The 15,408-nt window shown below is 70.7% G+C and carries 12 protein-coding genes; 6 read left to right on the forward strand and 6 right to left on the reverse strand.

The window, feature by feature from the left end:
• Positions 1-15: 15 nt before the first annotated feature.
• The 5 genes from QMO76_RS23195 to QMO76_RS23215 form a co-directional block, all read right to left on the reverse strand.
• The gene (locus QMO76_RS23195) at positions 16-885 is read right to left on the reverse strand and encodes a hypothetical protein (protein ID WP_306363424.1); all 870 of its coding nucleotides are present in this window, start codon (positions 883-885) and stop codon (positions 16-18) included.
• Between the two features lie 130 nt (positions 886-1,015).
• Positions 1,016-1,648 carry an RNA polymerase sigma factor SigM gene (gene sigM / locus QMO76_RS23200; RefSeq protein WP_306363425.1) on the reverse strand — a complete coding sequence of 211 codons (633 nt, stop codon included), beginning with the start codon at positions 1,646-1,648 and terminating at the stop codon, positions 1,016-1,018.
• A gap of 149 nt (positions 1,649-1,797) precedes the next feature.
• Entirely contained in the window at positions 1,798-5,832 is a 4,035-nt protein-coding gene (murJ, locus tag QMO76_RS23205) for a murein biosynthesis integral membrane protein MurJ (RefSeq protein WP_306363426.1), read from the reverse strand.
• 332 nt (positions 5,833-6,164) lie between these two features.
• Entirely contained in the window at positions 6,165-8,678 is a 2,514-nt protein-coding gene (locus QMO76_RS23210; protein WP_306363427.1) for a DUF6049 family protein, read from the reverse strand.
• Entirely contained in the window at positions 8,675-9,130 is a 456-nt protein-coding gene (locus tag QMO76_RS23215) for an NUDIX hydrolase (protein ID WP_372342048.1), read from the reverse strand. Before QMO76_RS23215 ends, QMO76_RS23210 begins: the two co-directional genes overlap by 4 nt.
• 258 nt (positions 9,131-9,388) lie before the next feature.
• Between QMO76_RS23215 and QMO76_RS23220 the strand changes: the two genes are divergently transcribed.
• Positions 9,389-10,858: a CCA tRNA nucleotidyltransferase gene (locus QMO76_RS23220; RefSeq protein ID WP_306363429.1), complete on the forward strand. Its 1,470-nt coding sequence runs from the start codon at positions 9,389-9,391 to the stop codon at positions 10,856-10,858.
• Between the two features lie 10 nt (positions 10,859-10,868).
• On the opposite strand, the gene QMO76_RS23225 is transcribed toward QMO76_RS23220, so the two are convergent.
• Entirely contained in the window at positions 10,869-11,696 is an 828-nt protein-coding gene (locus QMO76_RS23225; protein ID WP_306363430.1) for a hypothetical protein, read from the reverse strand.
• Positions 11,697-11,834: 138 nt separating this feature from the next.
• On the opposite strand from QMO76_RS23225, the gene QMO76_RS23230 reads away from it, so the two are divergent.
• The 5 genes from QMO76_RS23230 to QMO76_RS23250 all read left to right on the forward strand — a co-directional run bounded on the left by QMO76_RS23230 (position 11,835) and on the right by QMO76_RS23250 (position 15,329).
• The gene (locus QMO76_RS23230; protein ID WP_306363431.1) at positions 11,835-12,248 is read left to right on the forward strand and encodes a molybdopterin-binding protein; all 414 of its coding nucleotides are present in this window, start codon (positions 11,835-11,837) and stop codon (positions 12,246-12,248) included.
• Positions 12,249-12,262: 14 nt separating this feature from the next.
• Positions 12,263-13,000: a molybdate ABC transporter substrate-binding protein gene (gene modA / locus QMO76_RS23235; protein ID WP_372342049.1), complete on the forward strand. Its 738-nt coding sequence runs from the start codon at positions 12,263-12,265 to the stop codon at positions 12,998-13,000.
• A gap of 8 nt (positions 13,001-13,008) precedes the next feature.
• Positions 13,009-13,836 carry an ABC transporter permease gene (locus QMO76_RS23240; RefSeq protein ID WP_306363432.1) on the forward strand — a complete coding sequence of 276 codons (828 nt, stop codon included), beginning with the start codon at positions 13,009-13,011 and terminating at the stop codon, positions 13,834-13,836.
• Positions 13,833-15,017, forward strand: a complete 1,185-nt coding sequence (locus tag QMO76_RS23245; protein WP_306363433.1) for a sulfate/molybdate ABC transporter ATP-binding protein — start codon at positions 13,833-13,835, stop codon at positions 15,015-15,017. Before QMO76_RS23240 ends, QMO76_RS23245 begins: the two co-directional genes overlap by 4 nt.
• Before the next feature lie 69 nt (positions 15,018-15,086).
• Positions 15,087-15,329: a hypothetical protein gene (locus tag QMO76_RS23250; protein WP_306363434.1), complete on the forward strand. Its 243-nt coding sequence runs from the start codon at positions 15,087-15,089 to the stop codon at positions 15,327-15,329.
• Positions 15,330-15,408 lie beyond the last annotated feature (79 nt).

Consider the following 15,408-nt stretch of genomic DNA (forward strand, 5'->3'; position numbering starts at 1 on the left):
CGGGGTCGCGGTGGATCAGCCGATATCGGTATTGGCGAGCACCCGGGGATCGTCCGGCGTGCAGTCGGCCCCGAGCACCACGGCGGTGATCGCGGGGGCCTCCGGTCCGGTGAGGAGGACGAGGGCGGCGTTCTGCCCGCCGAAGACGACATCGCGGGAGCCGAGGATGGCGCGGTCCAGGCCCGCGGCCGCCAGGCAGCCGGTGAGCGTCTCCCGGGCGGCGAGCGGGCCGGTGGCGTCGTAGCGGCCCAGTGCGCTGAGCACGGTGGTGGAGGACAGGTCCTCGGTCAGTCGCAGCGGTGCGGGATCGGCCTTCGGCGCGGTGTCGTTGCCACGCAGGGCGTCGGCGGCGACGAAGGCTCCGGCGAGGAGTGCGACCGCGGCCGCCGCCGCGGTGATCCAGCGCAGCCGGGTCGTCCACGGTGCGGGTTCGCGCGGCGCGTCGTCGAAATCGTCGCTGTCGCCGTCGGTTTCGATGGTGTCGTCGGAGATGGGGTCGAGATCGGTGGCGGTGAGTTCGCCGGTGTCGAACGGGGGGACGGCGGGCATGGGGGCGGTGGCCGCGGGGGTGGCGCGGTCGGGATGGAGGCGGTGCACGGTTGCCATTCGTTCGCTCGGGTCGGGGGTGTTCGCGAGGTCGTCGATCACGCGCTCGAGGCGGGCGGTGACCTCGGCGGGCATGGGGTGGACGACGCGTTCGTCACGGCCCAGCGCGCGCAGGTCGCCGTTCACCCGGTCGAGGGAGCGCAGGTAGCGCATGGCGTTCGGGTCGCGGCGCACCTGCGGCCAGAGCCGCCGCGACAGCTGGTCGGGCATGTTCCCGGCGTGCAGGTCGGCGAGCAGTTCGGGCGAGTAGGGAGGTTGCGGCACGGTGTCGGTCGCCATCACGCCTCCAGCTGTCTCGTGCTCGTCCATTGCCCCTCCAGGTCGGGCCTGTCATGGGAAGTCGCGGACCGGTACCGGGATCCGCGAGAACATCGACATTCACTTCGCTTCTATGTAGGACGCAGTTGCGCTAGGTTCGGTTCCCGTCCTCGCGCAGGGATTTCAACTGTTGTTCGAGTCGCCGTCGACCGCGGGCGCACCGGCTCTTGATCGTGCCCTCCGGTACGCCCAGCAGTTTCGCGGCATCCGCGACCGAATACCCTTCCAGCTCAACGGCTACCAGTGCGGTGCGCTGATCAGCGGGCAGGCCGAACAGGGCCGCGTCCACGATCAGCGTCGCCTCCCGGGCCGCGAAATCATCTCGGGCATAAGGGGGTTCGTACAGCGTCTCGTCGGGTAACGGTACCGTGCGGCGCAGCTTGTTGCGACGAATCCGATCCAGACACGCGTGCAACACGATGGTATGCAGCCAACTGCGCACCTCGGCGTCGCCGCGGAAGGAGGCGGCCTTGCGATGGGCGGACAGCAGTGCGTCCTGTAGCGAATCCGCGGCGTCCTCCGGGGTGGCGGAGGCGCGGACGGCGGTCTGCCACAGGTGATCCCGGTGGCGGCGCAGCAGTTCCGCGAATGCGTACCGGTCCCCTCCGGCGTGTGCGGAGAGCAGCGCATGATCGGGCGTGTCGGACAAGCCCTCGTGGCGTTCGTTCGATTGCGACAATACAAACCCCTGCCGAAGAGTTCGGCTGATCATATCCAGCGTCACGATTCGGCAGCAACGATCCGGCGAAGAAAGACGCAGCTAGCGGGCTTTTTCGGGCGAATCGGGCGAGTGCGGGGCGATGCGGAAGGCCGGTGTGGTCACGGCGCTGTGACTTGCTCGCGGCCCGGAGCTGGCGGGCGCGGCCGGCGCGGCTAGGGCGCGGCTTCGAAATGCACTTCGGAGAGCGAGGACTGGTACCGGCCCCCCTCGTTACCCAGGGCGGTGATCCAGATCAGCACGTAGCGGGTCGACTGCTCGGAACTCACCGGAATCTCGGTGACCCCCTCGCCGAGCGTCGCCGACCCGATCAGCTGCGTCTGATCGAGGGTCGGCGCCGCGGTCGGCGAGCTACGGATCTCCACCATCGTCCCCGGGGTCTGCGAGTCGATCACCACCTTGGTGAGCTTGCCCGGGCTGCCCATGGTGGCCAGCACCCCGACCCCGTTCTTCAGGGCCGGGAACTGCTGGAAGTACTGGTCGGTGCGCCAGAAGGTGGTCGGATCATTGTCCAGCACCGCCGACACACCGCCGATATCGTCGGGCGTGCCCTCCGGGGAGTACACCGAGACGCCCGTGATGGGCATCGGCACCCCGCCCGTGGGCGCGGTCGGGGTGGGCTCCGGCGCGGGGCCGCCGGGAACGGCCGGTGCCGAGGTGGCCGTAGTGAGGCCGATATTGCGCTGCTCGTTGAGCGGCTGATCGGAGGCCCCCGGCGCGAAGATGCTCAGCAGCCACCAGATCACCACGCCGACCACCAGCGCGGCGAGCACGCCGAGTCCGACCAGTATCCACATCATCCGCTGCGAGCGTTCCTTCTCGGCGGCGAGCAGTTCCGGATCGGCGAGCGTCTCGTCGGGCGCACTGGGGGCGCGCTGTCCGAGCCGCAGCACCGGAATGAAGTCGGTCTTCTGATCGACCACCGACGCCTGCTCCAGCACGTGCTGCACGGTCGCGGCGGTGCGTACGCCCTTGTTCGACTCCAGCGAGCGCACCGCCACCGCCGAGATCTCGAACGGCACCTCCGGGCGGATCTGGCGGGGTTCCACGGGTGTGCCGTCCGGCCCGAAATCGGCAAGCCGGAGCCCGCCGACGGTGGCCGCGCTGCCCGTCATACCCCCGGTCCGGATGGGCCAGCGCGCGACGGTGAGGGCGTAGAGCATGGCGCCGAGCCCGCGCACGTCCGACTGCGCGTCGGAGTCGGAGAGGGTGCCGGGGAAGGCGAGCACCGCGTCACCGGAGGCGCTGATGCGGATCCGGTCCGGATGGTCGATGGACAGCGAGCCGCCGCCGCGGTGGGCGAGTTCGGCCGCCGCGGCCAGTGCCCGGATGGCGCGGGCCGCGCCGATGGGCGAGGGCTGGGTTTCGGCCATCTCGCGCAGCGACCGGCCCGGTGTCCATTCCGCCACCACGATGCCGCCGGAGGAGCCGCGCACCACGTCGAGCACGCGCGCCAGACCCGGTGAGTTGATCCGGCCCAGGCGCAGGGTGCGCGACAGAATGGCTTGCGGCCCATCGTGTCCGGAGTTGTCCGCGTCCTTCTGGTCGGCGTCCACGAAGGTCAGCGCGACCTCGCGGTCCAGCTTCACGTCCAGGGCCTGCCAGAACCGCAGTCCGCGCGCGCCACCGTGTCCCGCGAGCAGCCGGTAGCGGCCGCCCGCCACGGATGCGCCCGGCATCAGCTTGGGGCCGCGCTGAACTCGCTTGGACGGTGCCTCCACACGTAGCGGCGGCATGGGCATGACGCCGGTCTGCGTGGGATCGGCCGGTGCCTCGTGATCCGCCTGGCCCGAATCCGCGTGCCGCTCTTGCCGGTCCGGGGCGTCGGCGGTGTCCGCCGCCTCGGCTCTCTCCGGCGCTGCTCCGGTCTGTGCGCCCGGAGGAACGTCGGTCGAGAGCCCGCCTCCTTGGGCCGTCGCAGATTCGGCGGCCGGGGCGCCGCCCGCCGCGTCGTCGCTCACCCTCGTTCCTCCTTCGCCGTAATATGTCGAAGTCCGCTCCTGGATCGGTTCGCCAGCGGCGCGATCGTCGGCCTCCGACGCCGCGCGGGCGTCGCCGCCCGACACTGCGCGAGTACCCGAACCGGTCTCGCCGCGAACGCCGGATCCGGCGGTTGCGTTTCTCTCCGCCACAGGGTACGGGAATTGACCCTTTCCAGTGTTGTCAACCGCCTCGGGTCGAACGACCGGCAGCACCATGGTCTGCGCGTCCAGGTACGGGTCGTACCGGTAGTAGTACGGTGCGGCTCGCAGATCGGCCATGGGCAGCACCATGGTGGCGTCGACGCCGTCGGCCGGACCGTCCAGATCCAGGTCGGGTGCGGGCGGCGAGAAGCCCAGGCGGCGCGAGATGGCGACGGTGATGGCGACGATCTCCGGGATGCCGGCCAGTCGCATGAGACCGAAGGCCACCGCGAACATGACGATGGCGGTGATGCCGACCCGCACCAGCGAGCCCAGCCCGCCGAAGGAGTCCGTCAGCCGGTGCAGGCCCAGCACCTGGTCCACGATCCACATCACCGCACCACCGGCCAGTGATGCCAACAGCACCCGCGTGATGGTGCGGCCGACATTGGTCATGCGCAGATCGCCGAGGCTGCGGTGCAGCAGGAAGCCGCCGATCACCGCGCCTGCCACGAAGCCGAGACCATTGGCCAGGCTCAGCCCGATCACCACCTGGTCGGGGCCGAGCAGCATCGGCATGATCGCGGAGAACACGACCTTCACGGTGGTGATGCCGAGGATGATCCAGGTGGGAGTCCACGCCTGCTCACGGGCGTAGAACACGCGCAGGTGGATCAGGACCAGCGCGTACGGAATCAGCGTGAACGCCGACCAGGCCACGGCCTCGCCGAGCCGTCGCGCGTCGCCGCCGAAGTTGCCGTAGCCGTAGAGCGCCTGGCCGATCTGCGGTCCGGCCAGGGTCATGAAGACGACCACCGGCAGCAGCGCGATCATGGTGAGGCGGGTGGCCGCGCCGAGATCGTCCACCACGGCGGGGGTGTCGTCGGCGGCGGCATTGCGGGACAGCCGCGGCATGATCGCGGTCAGCACGGTCACGCCGAGCACGCCGTACGGGAGTTGCAGCAGCAGCCAGGCGTTCTGGTAGATGGCCGGACCCGCGGCGTCCACATGCGAGGAGATGCGGGTGGCGATGACCCATCCGGCCTGGCTGATCAGGACGTACAGAATGATGGCCGCGCCCATGCCCGCGAACATCTTGAGCCGGTCGTCCACGCCCCACAGCGGTTTCAGGCTGATGCCCTCGCGGCGGATGGCGGGCAGCAGGCTCATCGCCTGCACGATCACGCCGACGGTGACGCCGACGCCGAGCAGCAGCAGTTTCGGCTCACCCATGCGCACCGGGTCGAGGGTGATCTCCCCCGGCGTCACGGCGTAGAGCACCAGTACGACCAGCACCACCACGTTGTTGAGCACGGGCGCCCAGGCGCCGGGCTTGAACACCTGGTGGGTGTTGAGAATGGCCGTGAGCAGCGCCGTCATGCCGTAGAAGATGATGGCGGGCAGCAACAGGAAGGTCAGCGCGGTGGTGAGCGCGACGTTGACCTCACCGTCATCGGACAGGAAGACGTGCGTGACCAGAATCGGAGCGGCGGCCGTCACCAGCAGGGTGCCGATGCCGAGCACCGTGAGCGCGGCGGTGTACAGCCGTCGCACGAAGGCCGCGCCGCCGTCGGGGTCCTCTTTCTCCGCGCGCACCAGGGTCGGCACCACGATGGCGGTGAGCACCGCGCCGACCAGCAGTTCGGAGATCATGGTCGGGATGGTGGCCGCGACGGTGTAGGCACTGGCGATGGCCGGGCCGAGCACGGTGAGCAGCAGCAGCTGTTTGCCGAATCCGGTGATCCGGCTGATCAGGGTGGCGAACGCGATGGACCCGGATTCCTTGACCAGGCGGGCGTTCGAACTCTCGGCCTGCTCGGCCGTCCTCACCACGGTGGTGCGCGGCAGCGGCTGGCGGTCCGAGGGCGGCGTCGGGTAGCGCTGGGGCTGGACCGGCCGCTGCGGCGGCGGGGTGACGTGCCCCCAGTGGTAGCGCTCCTCCGGCGGCACCTGCCCGTGGGCGGCGTGCCGCGGGCGCTGGGTTTCCGAGCGTTGGGGTTCCCGGCGCTGGGTTTCGGGGCGCTGGGGCGGCTGCGGCCGGGGCGGCATTCCGGCGGGTCGCCGCATGATGGGCGGTTCGGGTGCCGGATACTCCGACCCCGAGGGCGGACCGGACGGTTGACCCGGCGGCGGACCGGCGGGTCGCGGGTGCGGTTGTCCCTGTCTCGGTTGTGGCTGGCCCGGTTGTGGTTGGCCCTGTCCCGGGTGCGGCTGACCCGAAGGCCCCTGTCTCGGATAGGGCGGCCCCGGCTGTCCCTGCCGCGGTTGCGGTCGGCCCGGCGGCATTCCGGGTCCACCGGGTTGTCGTCCCACGCCTCGCTCCCAGGGTGCGGAGGGGGCGCGTCGCGGTGGCGGCCCCTCGGGTTCGCGGCCCGATGAGCGCGGTTCACCGTGTTCGCTCATCGGTCCTCCTGTCGTTGCAACTCCCGCTTGCGGGCACGCCGGAACCGGTTCACCCGACGTCGGGTCTCCGGATCGAATCCCTCATCGGCCGGATCGGCCTGCCCGCGGAAGCGGTGCCACAGGCGGCGTCCGGCCAGCAGGAACAGCAGCGCGCCCGCGCACCCGGTAATTATTGCCAACGCCTGACCATAAGCGTTGGAACGCACCGATACCGTTACGGCATTGCCGAGCGGCACCCCGTCCGGCGTGGTAAGTGCGATGGGTATCACCAGGTTTCGGCTGTCGCTCACCTCGGTGGGGATCTGGAAGGAGCGGGTGCCCTTGGCGGGCAATACCTCCTCGCCGACATCGGTGATCTTCGTCTCGGCGGGTGCGTCGATGCGGAATTCGACCCGGATGGCGACCGGCAGGTCGTTGCGCGCCACCAGCAGCAGCGGACTCTGTTCGGAGGCGAGGGTGTAGACGCCGCCCGGTGGCAGCACGGTCACCGATCCGAACAGTTCGTCGACGGTGGTGGTGGTCTGGTGGAGGCGGCGCTGGGCGACGGTGTCGGGCTGGCCGCCGCTGCGCCGATCCGAGAGGGTCAGCGTCCGGAGCAGGTCGTCACGCAGCGGGGTGAGGAAGGCGCGCGGGCTCAATTCCTGCTGCGGTACCTCCGCCAGCGCGTTCATCAGTTCGGTAATGCGATGTGCCTGGGCCCGCACCGGATCGACGAACTGCCGCGGCACCGACTCGTCGGCGGCCTGGCTCAGATAGTCGAGTTCGTAGGGCTGCGGGTCGGCGGGCTGGGCCAGCAGGTCCGTGAAGGGGCGCGGTACGGCGAGGTTCTCGCGGAACAGCAGTTGCAGCTGTTCGAGCAGTGCGGTGGCCTCGTCCCGATTCGCGCCCCACTGCTGCGGCGGCATGAACAGCACGGCTCCCGGCCGGTCCGGGCGTGGATTCAGCGCCGGCCAGGAGATGGCGCCGAGGGCGTCCTGGAGTCGCGCGGGACGGGAGTCGGCGTTGACGTCGTAGCGAACCGACTGCGGGGTGAACGACGGTGTCGGCGGATGGGAGCCGACGGCCGCCAGTGCGGTGGCCGACCAGATGTCGAAGGTCGCCACCCGCAGCCCGGGATCGACCGGCGGCTCGCCCACGCCCGGATTCAGCGGGATATCGGGCAGCCGCACCATATCCGGATGACCGGCGGGGGCGGGTGCCTCGATGGTGTCGTCGGCGGTAGCGGTGGACCGGCCGTCGGTGGGGACGACCGCGTTGTCGGCGAGCACCGCGGTGGTGACGCCGTGGGCGGCCAGCAGATTCGCCGCCCCGGTGTCGATGGTGCCCGCGTCCGGCAGATTCACCCCGCGCAGCGAGGTGACCGAGAGCAGCGAGTCGACCACGTCGGCCGGTGCGACCAGCGCCCGATGCGTGAGGGCCGGATCGTTGACGGCGGCCAGCACGGTCTCGTCGACCTGCCCGAACGGCAGTGCCACCGTGCACAATCCGGGGGCGACGGCGCGCAGCCGGTCCAGCCAGGACTTGGCGGCCTGGGTACCGGTGCCCGCACGGGTGGGCCCGTCCGGATCCGAGGGACTGGCCAGCACGCGGTAGTCGGTGACCATCGCCGACACGGTGACCAGCAGGTCCGGGTCGACGGCCAGGCAGAGCGACGAGGCCAGCCCGCCGCCGGAGCGGGCGTCGTTGCGCAGCGCCGATTCCAGGGCCGAGAGCAACTGGTCGAGACGGCCGCCCGCGCTCAGGGAGGAGGCCAGCTCGTCGTCGGTGAGCAGCGCCTGCCCGTCCACCGAGCCCGGGATGCCCGCCATCAGCCGGGGCCGGTCGGCCAGCGGCCACAGCATGGTGGCGGCGACCGGCGGCGCGGCGGGAGCGGCCGGAACCGGCGGCGGCGCGTCGACCGAGGTGTCGGCGGTGGCCGGGACGCCGAGCACGGGCAGCAGGAAGCGCGCGTCGTCGAGGCGGGCCTGACTGCCGTAGGCGGGTTCGCCGTTGACGTTCAGCAGCAGCGGGTAGACGCCAGGCTCGGTGATCTGGAGGTCGGTGACGTCGCTGGGCATGTCGCCGCCGCCGCGCAGGGCCACTGTGAAGCTGAACTGCTTGTGGTCGCCCGGGCCGAGCCGTTCGGACACCGCCTGGAACGCCCCGGTGACGTCGTAGTTGATCTGGTCCAGCTGTAGTGCGGTGCGCAGTTCGCTGGCCGCCGTCGCCGGCCGGGCCCGCTGGACGCGGATGCTGATGTCGTCGACCACGCGGTCACCGATATTGGTGACGGTGCCCGAGACCACGAAGTAGGGGTCGCTGGTGGTGGTGATGACCGTGGGCGTCACCGAATCCAGGGACAGCTTCAGGAATTTCGGGCCGGTGCCGCTGCCGTAGCCGTTGCCGTCGGGCTGGCCGCCGGCGGGCACGGCGCCGACGCCGGTCGCCACGACGGCCAGAATCACCGTGACGAGCGACAGCATCCAGCGGTGCAGCGGCCTGTTCGGACGCAGGGACCCCGCACGCGTCATTGTCTGCCGTTCTCCATCCGATCGATCAGCCGGTTCGCCACCTCCGCCAGCCTGCGTTCGTCCGCGTACGCGAGCCGGGAATCGAGTTCGCTCAAGGGAACCCAGGCCACCTTGGTGACCTCCACGTCGGCGTCGGACAGTTCCCCGCCGATCGATCGCATGAGGTAGTGATGCACCGTCTTGTGTACCCGGCGGCCCTCGGTGACGAACCAGTAGTCGATGCTGCCCAGTTCGGCGACCACCGTGCCGTGGATACCGGTCTCCTCCGCGACCTCGCGGATCGCGGTCTGTTCGGCGGTCTCCCCCTCTTCGATATGTCCTTTCGGTAGCGACCACAGTAGGCGGCCGCGCCGATCGGTGCGCCCGATGAGAGCGGCGGAGGCTTTCTCGCGGGGGCCGTCGAGGCCGTCGACCACGAGTCCGCCCGCCGAGGTCTCCCGGACGGTGCGCATGCGGGGTTTCGCCGCATTACCGGTCGAACCGCGGCGCCGGGGCTGGCGGCGTCGACTGTTCGCGCGATCGGCCGGAGGAGACACTGCGTCAGTCTAGCCGGGAAGGACTCAGGTGCCGCCTCGCTGCGTCGAGCTGCCGGAACGCCGCTGTAAGCACCCCGTACCCGGGGTGTCGCCGGACCGGCCCGGCTCCGGCTGGAGCGCCCGCCGCCGCATCTGGCGAAACCGGTTTGCGCCGCTCCACTAAGCTGCGTTTTCGTGGTTTCGCCTGAGTCCGACGTAGCAAACGAGGAACGCCGTACCCGATTGCTCGCGGCGGCGGCGATCACACTGGGACGGCTCTCCGAAGTCCTGACCCCGCTCGGCGAGCTCTTCGCCGCGCACGGCCATCACCTGTACCTGGTGGGCGGCAGCGTGCGCGACGCGGTGCTGGGCCGCCTGGGCACGGATCTGGATTTCACCACCGACGCCCGGCCCGAGCAGGTGCAGGAGCTGATGCGCGGCTGGGCCGACCACCTGTGGGACACCGGCGGCCTGGCCTTCGGCACGGTGAGCGCGGCCAAGGGCGGGCAGCAGCTGGAGATCACCACCTTCCGCGCCGACACCTACGACCGGGTGTCCCGCAATCCGGAGGTCACCTTCGGCGACACCCTGGAGGGCGATCTGGTCCGCCGTGACTTCACGGTGAACGCCATGGCCGTGCGGATCGGAGCCCTGGGCGAGCTGGAGTTCGTCGATCCGCTCGACGGGATGTCGGCCCTGCTCGCGGGTGTGCTGGACACCCCCGCCGCGCCCGAGGACTCGTTCCACGACGACCCGCTGCGCATGCTGCGCGCCGCGCGCTTCGTCTCGCAGCTCGGCTTCACCCCGGCCCCGCGGGTGCGGGCGGCCATTGTCGCCATGGCCCCGGAGCTCGACCGCATCACCGCCGAGCGGGTGCGCACCGAGCTCGACAAGCTGATCGGCGGCGAGTACCCGACCGACGGCATCGACCTCATCTGCGAGACGGGTCTGGCCGAGCGGGTGCTGCCGGAGGTGCCGGCCATGAAGCTGGAGATCGACGAGCATCACCAGCACAAGGACGTCTACCAGCATTCGCTGACGGTGCTGCGCCAGGCCATCGATCAGGAGGACGGCGACCCGGACCTGATCCTGCGCTGGGCCGCGCTGCTGCACGATATCGGCAAGCCGCCCACCAAGAAGAACGAGCCGGGCGGCGGGGTGAGCTTCCACCATCACGAGGTGGTGGGCGCGAAGATGGTGCGAAAGCGCATGCGCGCCTTGAAGTATCCCAAGCAGTTCACCGAGGACGTGGCGCGGCTGGTGTACCTGCACCTGCGCTTCCACGGCTACGGCAAGGGCCAGTGGACCGATTCGGCGGTGCGCCGCTATGTCACCGATGCCGGTGAGCTGCTGCCGCGTCTGCACAAACTGGTGCGCGCCGACTGCACCACCCGCAACAAGCGCCGCGCGGCCATGCTGCAATCCACCTACGACGATCTGGAAGTGCGGATCGCCCGCATTCAGGAGCAGGAGGATCTGGCGCGGGTGCGCCCGGACCTGGACGGCAACGCCATCATGGAGCTGCTCGGCATCCAGCCCGGTCCCGAGGTGGGCAAGGCGTGGAAGTTCCTGAAGGAGTTGCGCCTCGACCGCGGCCCCCTCACTCGCGACGAAGCGGAGGCGGAACTGCTGAAGTGGTGGAAGGGCCAGCAACCGGCCGAATAGCGAGTCGCGCCTAGAAGACGATGAGGGTGGTGCCCGCCACGATGGCGGCGCGGATCTGCGCCAGGTCGAAGGAGCCGGTGAGGCCGGGCAGATCGGCCTCGAAAAGCACGTCGTCGCCGATTCTTTCGGCACGGGTGATGCGGGCGTGATTGGGCAGATCGGTCAGCGGGATCGGCTGTAGCCGCACCGCGCGCCGCGGCATCCGGATGCCCCACCAGTTGGCCCGGTGCAGTGTGATGGTGAGGACGTTGTCCCTGATCTCCGCCGTGGCCAGGGCTCGCAGTCTTCGTCTTCGATGCCGCGCCAGGATCATTCCGTCCGGCGCGGTCCGCAGCAGCCAGTCCGGCTGCCAGCTGTTGATCCACCGCACCAGCGCCTCGATGTGGATGGTGCCGCGCAGATCCAGTTGGGCGGAGCGGATTTTGGTGGGCACCCCCGGAATGAGCCGCACCCCGTGCGCGATGACGGTGAGTTCCTTGATCGGCTGCTCGTTCCAATACAGGTCGGTCAGCACGGTTTTCGATTGGAAATGCGCCCCGCGCCGCCGCACCTTGAGGGTGTGCAGGGTGGCGCGCAGGTCGTGGCCGAGCACGGTGGCGCTCACTTCCTGTCCGCCGAACTGGCTGAGGATGCCCTCGGACAGCAGGGTCATGAGCACATCGGGCATGAGCGCGGTGACGGTGCCCGCGCCGAAGTCGGCGACCGGATCCAGCCATGCGGTGGTGAAGGTGGTCCACTGATCCAGCCAGCTCTGGTCGAACAGGCGTCGTCCCAGGTCCATGCCGAGGTCCACCGCCCGCAGAGGTGACCAGGCCTTCGGATCGAAATACGTGGCCATGATTGCCCCGAGCGTACCGGCAGGAGGTGACAGCATCGGGTCGGACGCTGTGACGACCGTCGCAATAGGCCGACAGATATCCGCAGATGCGGATCATTTCTCTTGTTGTCACCGCATTTGCGGAGATAGAGTGCTCCCATGTCCGATATCCGCATCCGCGACGCCGCTCAGCTGCTCGGTGTCAGTGACGACACCGTCCGCCGCTGGATCGACGCCGGATCGCTCTCGGCCCACAAGGACGGGTCGGGACGCCTGGTGGTGGACGGCGAGCAGCTGGCGGCCCTGGCCGTCGAGCACGCCCGCACCCCGCGGGCACGACTGGGCAGTGCCTCCTCGGCACGCAATCGGTTTCCCGGACTCGTCACCAGGGTGGTGACCGATACGGTGATGGCACAGGTGGAGATGCAATGCGGGCCGTTCACGGTGGTGTCGTTGATGAGCAGCGAATCGGTGCGGGAGTTGGGGTTGCGCCCCGGCAGCGTGGCGGTGGCGAGCGTGAAGGCGACCACCGTGGTGGTGGAGACCGACGCCGATTCCGGCGGGGCCGCATAGGTTTTCGCTCGGGTGTGCTGGCGGTGCTCGGGGCCGCGGCGCTGTCCGGCTGCGGCGCTTCCGATTCCGCGTCCGACACCACGACCGTGACCGTCTTCGCGGCGGCCTCCCTCCAGCACGTCTTCACCGAACTGGGTGAGCGGTACGAATCCGCGCATCCCGGCACCGGGGTGGAATTCTCCTTCGCCGGATCGTCCACGCTCGCAGCGCAACTCGAACAGGGTGCTCCCGCCGATGTCTTCGCCAGCGCCGATCCGGCCACCATGGACAAGGCGGTGCGCGGCGGCCGGATCACCGAGACGCCGACCACCTTCGCCACCAATACGCTCACCATCGTCACCCCGCCCGGCAATCCGGCCGGTATCGCGACCCCGGCGGACCTGGCCCGCCCCGGCCTGCGTCTGGTCGTCTGCGCGCCCCAGGTGCCGTGCGGTGCGGCGACCCGGGCGGTGACCACCGCCGCGGGCGTCGACATCGCCCCGGTGAGCGAGGAGTCCGCGGTGACCGATGTGCTGGCCAAGGTCACCACCGGGCAGGCCGACGCCGGACTGGTGTACGTCACCGACGCCACCGCCGCCGGGGACCGGGTGGTGACGGTGCCCTTCCCGGAGGCCGCGACGGCGGTCAACAGCTACCCGATCGCGGTGATCGCGGATGCGCCGAACCCCGAGGGCGCACGGGAGTTCCTCGACCTTGTCACCGGGCCGGAGGGGCGGAAGCTGCTGGCGGCGGCCGGGTTCGGTTCCCCGTGAAACATTCGATGCGACTGCATGGTCTGCCCGGATCGGTCTCCCCCGGCCCGGGCGTGCCCGCGTGGCTGCTGCTGCCCGCCGTCATTGGTTTCGCGCTGGTCATCGGCCCGCTGCTGGCACTGACCACGGCCGTGGACTGGGCGAACTTCTTCGGGCTCATCACCGCACCGGCCTCGCGGGACGCCTTGACCCTGAGCGTGAAAACGGCCGCCGCCGCGACGCTGCTGTGCATCGCCCTCGGGGTGCCGATGGCGGTGCTGCTGGCCCGCGCCCACTGGCGGGCGCTGCCCGTGCTGCGCTCGCTGGTGCTGCTGCCCCTGGTGATCCCGCCGGTGGTCGGCGGCCTGGCACTGCTGTACCTGTTCGGGCGCAACGGTCTGCTCGGCCGGGAACTCGAGGCGGCGGGCATCCGCATCGCCTTCAGCACGACGGCGGTGGTGCTGGCGCAGACCTTCGTCGCTCTCCCCTTCCTGGTCATCACCCTGGAGGGAGCCATGCGCACGGCCGGTGACCGCTTCGAGCGCATTGCCGCCACCCTCGGCGCGCGCCCCACCGTGGTGTGGTGGCGGGTGACCCTGCCGCTGCTGCGTCCGGCCCTGATCTCGGGTTCGGTGCTGGCCTTCGCCCGCGCCCTGGGGGAATTCGGTGCCACGCTCACCTTCGCGGGCAGCCTCCAGGGCCGCACCCGCACCCTGCCGTTGGAGATCTACCTGCAACGCGAGACCGACGCCGACGCCGCCGTGGCGCTGTCGCTGCTGCTGGTGCTGGTCGCGGTGCTCATCGTGCTCATCGCCTACCGGCGCGTCGGCGCGGCGGCGAACGGGCGCACGGCATGAGCGGCCTGCACGTATCGGCGCGGGTGGCCGCCCGTGCGCTGGATGTGGAATTGGAGGTCGCTCCGGGCGAGGTGCTGGCGGTGCTCGGGCCGAACGGCGCCGGGAAATCCACCCTGCTGGATGTGATCGCCGGAATGCTGACTCCCGACGGGGGCACGGTATCGCTCGACGGCCGGGTGCTCACCGACCCCGCGCGCGGCATCGCCGTCCCCCCGCACCGACGCGATATCGGCCTGCTCGCGCAGGAGCCGCTGCTGTTCCCGCATCTGTCGGTGCTGGCCAATGTGGCGTTCGGGCCGCGCAGCCGGGGCCTGCGTCTCCGGGCGGCCGAACGGGTGGCGCGCGAGTGGCTGCGGGCGGTGGACGCCGAGGAGTTCGCCGACCGCGCACCGGATTCGCTGTCGGGCGGACAGGCCCAGCGGGTGGCGCTGGCCCGCGCCCTGGCGGTGCGACCACGGGTGCTGCTGCTGGACGAACCCATGGCCGCCCTGGACGTGACCGTGGCCCCGGCCATGCGCGCCCTGCTGCGCCGGGTGCTGCGCGACAGCCCGCCCGCCCCGACCGGCACGGTGCTGGTCACCCACGACATGATCGACGCGCTCACCCTGGCCGACCGCCTGGTGGTGGTCGAATCCGGCCGCGTGGTGGAGTCCGGGCCGGTCGCCGCGGTGCTGGCCCGCCCGCGCAGCGCCTTCGCGGCCCGGATCGCCGGGGTGAACCTGGTGGTGGGCCGAGCGGTCGCGGCGGCCGATGACGCCGCCGACCCGGTGCACGCGGTCGACGCGGACGGGGTGCTCGTCCATGGGTGCGCGGACGCCGGGTGGTCGCCCACCGGCCGGGCAGCCGCCGTCTTCGCGCCCACGGCGGTGGCGGTGTACCGGGAGCATCCGGAAGGCAGTCCTCGCAATGTGTTTCCGGTGCGGGTCGCCGAGCTGACCGATCGCGGCGGAATCATCCGGGTCCGGGCCGAGCTGACCGGAGCCGACCGTACCGGGCTGACCGGAGCCGACCGTACCGGCCGGAAACGCGGCGACGCGGCGGCGAACGGCGTCGGCACGAGCGGTCCCGTCGCGCTGACAGCGGACCTGACATCCGGCGCGGTGGCGGATCTGAGGCTGGCTCCGAACGCGGAGGTCTACTTCTCCGTCAAGGCCGCCGAGGTACAGGTGTACTCCTGTTGAGGCGCGCGGTGCCCGCGCACCGACCCGGCGCGGTGCCGGTCGGCCGCGTGGCCCGTGCGGCGAGCTGGCATGCGGGTCGCCCGCCTGATCGCCAAGGCTCCGGTGCTGGCGCTGGCAGCCGGTGTGGTGGTGCTCGGCCTGCTGGCCGCGCCCGCCGCGAATATGCAGCTGGGCCTGCCCGGCGGCGACTCGTACCCCCGAGGGCGACCCGATGCGCGAGGCCTACGAGTTGCAGACCAAGGGCTTCGGCAACCCGGCACGATGACGAAGTGCTCCCCGGTGCGATCGGCACCGGTCGTCGACGCCGAATGAACGAAATTGCGCGCCTTCGGACCCGTCCTCTGCGCCGCCACGCCTCCACCGTCGACCCGCGCCGCGCCATCGACATCGT

Origin of the sequence: Nocardia sp. CC227C, assembly GCF_030767025.1 — a bacterium.
GTDB lineage: Bacteria > Actinomycetota > Actinomycetes > Mycobacteriales > Mycobacteriaceae > Nocardia.

What these genes read in the sequence shown, in the direction of transcription:
- QMO76_RS23195 (WP_306363424.1), bottom strand. Translation starts at nt 885, where the DNA reads ATGGCGACCGACACCGTGCCGCAACCTCCCTACTCGCCCGAACTGCTC.
- murJ (WP_306363426.1), bottom strand. Translation starts at nt 5,832, where the DNA reads ATGCGGCGACCCGCCGGAATGCCGCCCCGGCCGCAGCCGCCCCAGCGC.
- QMO76_RS23210 (WP_306363427.1), bottom strand. Translation starts at nt 8,678, where the DNA reads ATGACGCGTGCGGGGTCCCTGCGTCCGAACAGGCCGCTGCACCGCTGG.
- QMO76_RS23215 (WP_372342048.1), bottom strand. Translation starts at nt 9,130, where the DNA reads ATGCGCACCGTCCGGGAGACCTCGGCGGGCGGACTCGTGGTCGACGGC.
- QMO76_RS23225 (WP_306363430.1), bottom strand. Translation starts at nt 11,696, where the DNA reads ATGGCCACGTATTTCGATCCGAAGGCCTGGTCACCTCTGCGGGCGGTG.
- QMO76_RS23230 (WP_306363431.1), top strand. Translation starts at nt 11,835, where the DNA reads ATGTCCGATATCCGCATCCGCGACGCCGCTCAGCTGCTCGGTGTCAGT.
- QMO76_RS23240 (WP_306363432.1), top strand. Translation starts at nt 13,009, where the DNA reads ATGCGACTGCATGGTCTGCCCGGATCGGTCTCCCCCGGCCCGGGCGTG.
- QMO76_RS23245 (WP_306363433.1), top strand. Translation starts at nt 13,833, where the DNA reads ATGAGCGGCCTGCACGTATCGGCGCGGGTGGCCGCCCGTGCGCTGGAT.
- QMO76_RS23250 (WP_306363434.1), top strand. Translation starts at nt 15,087, where the DNA reads ATGCGGGTCGCCCGCCTGATCGCCAAGGCTCCGGTGCTGGCGCTGGCA.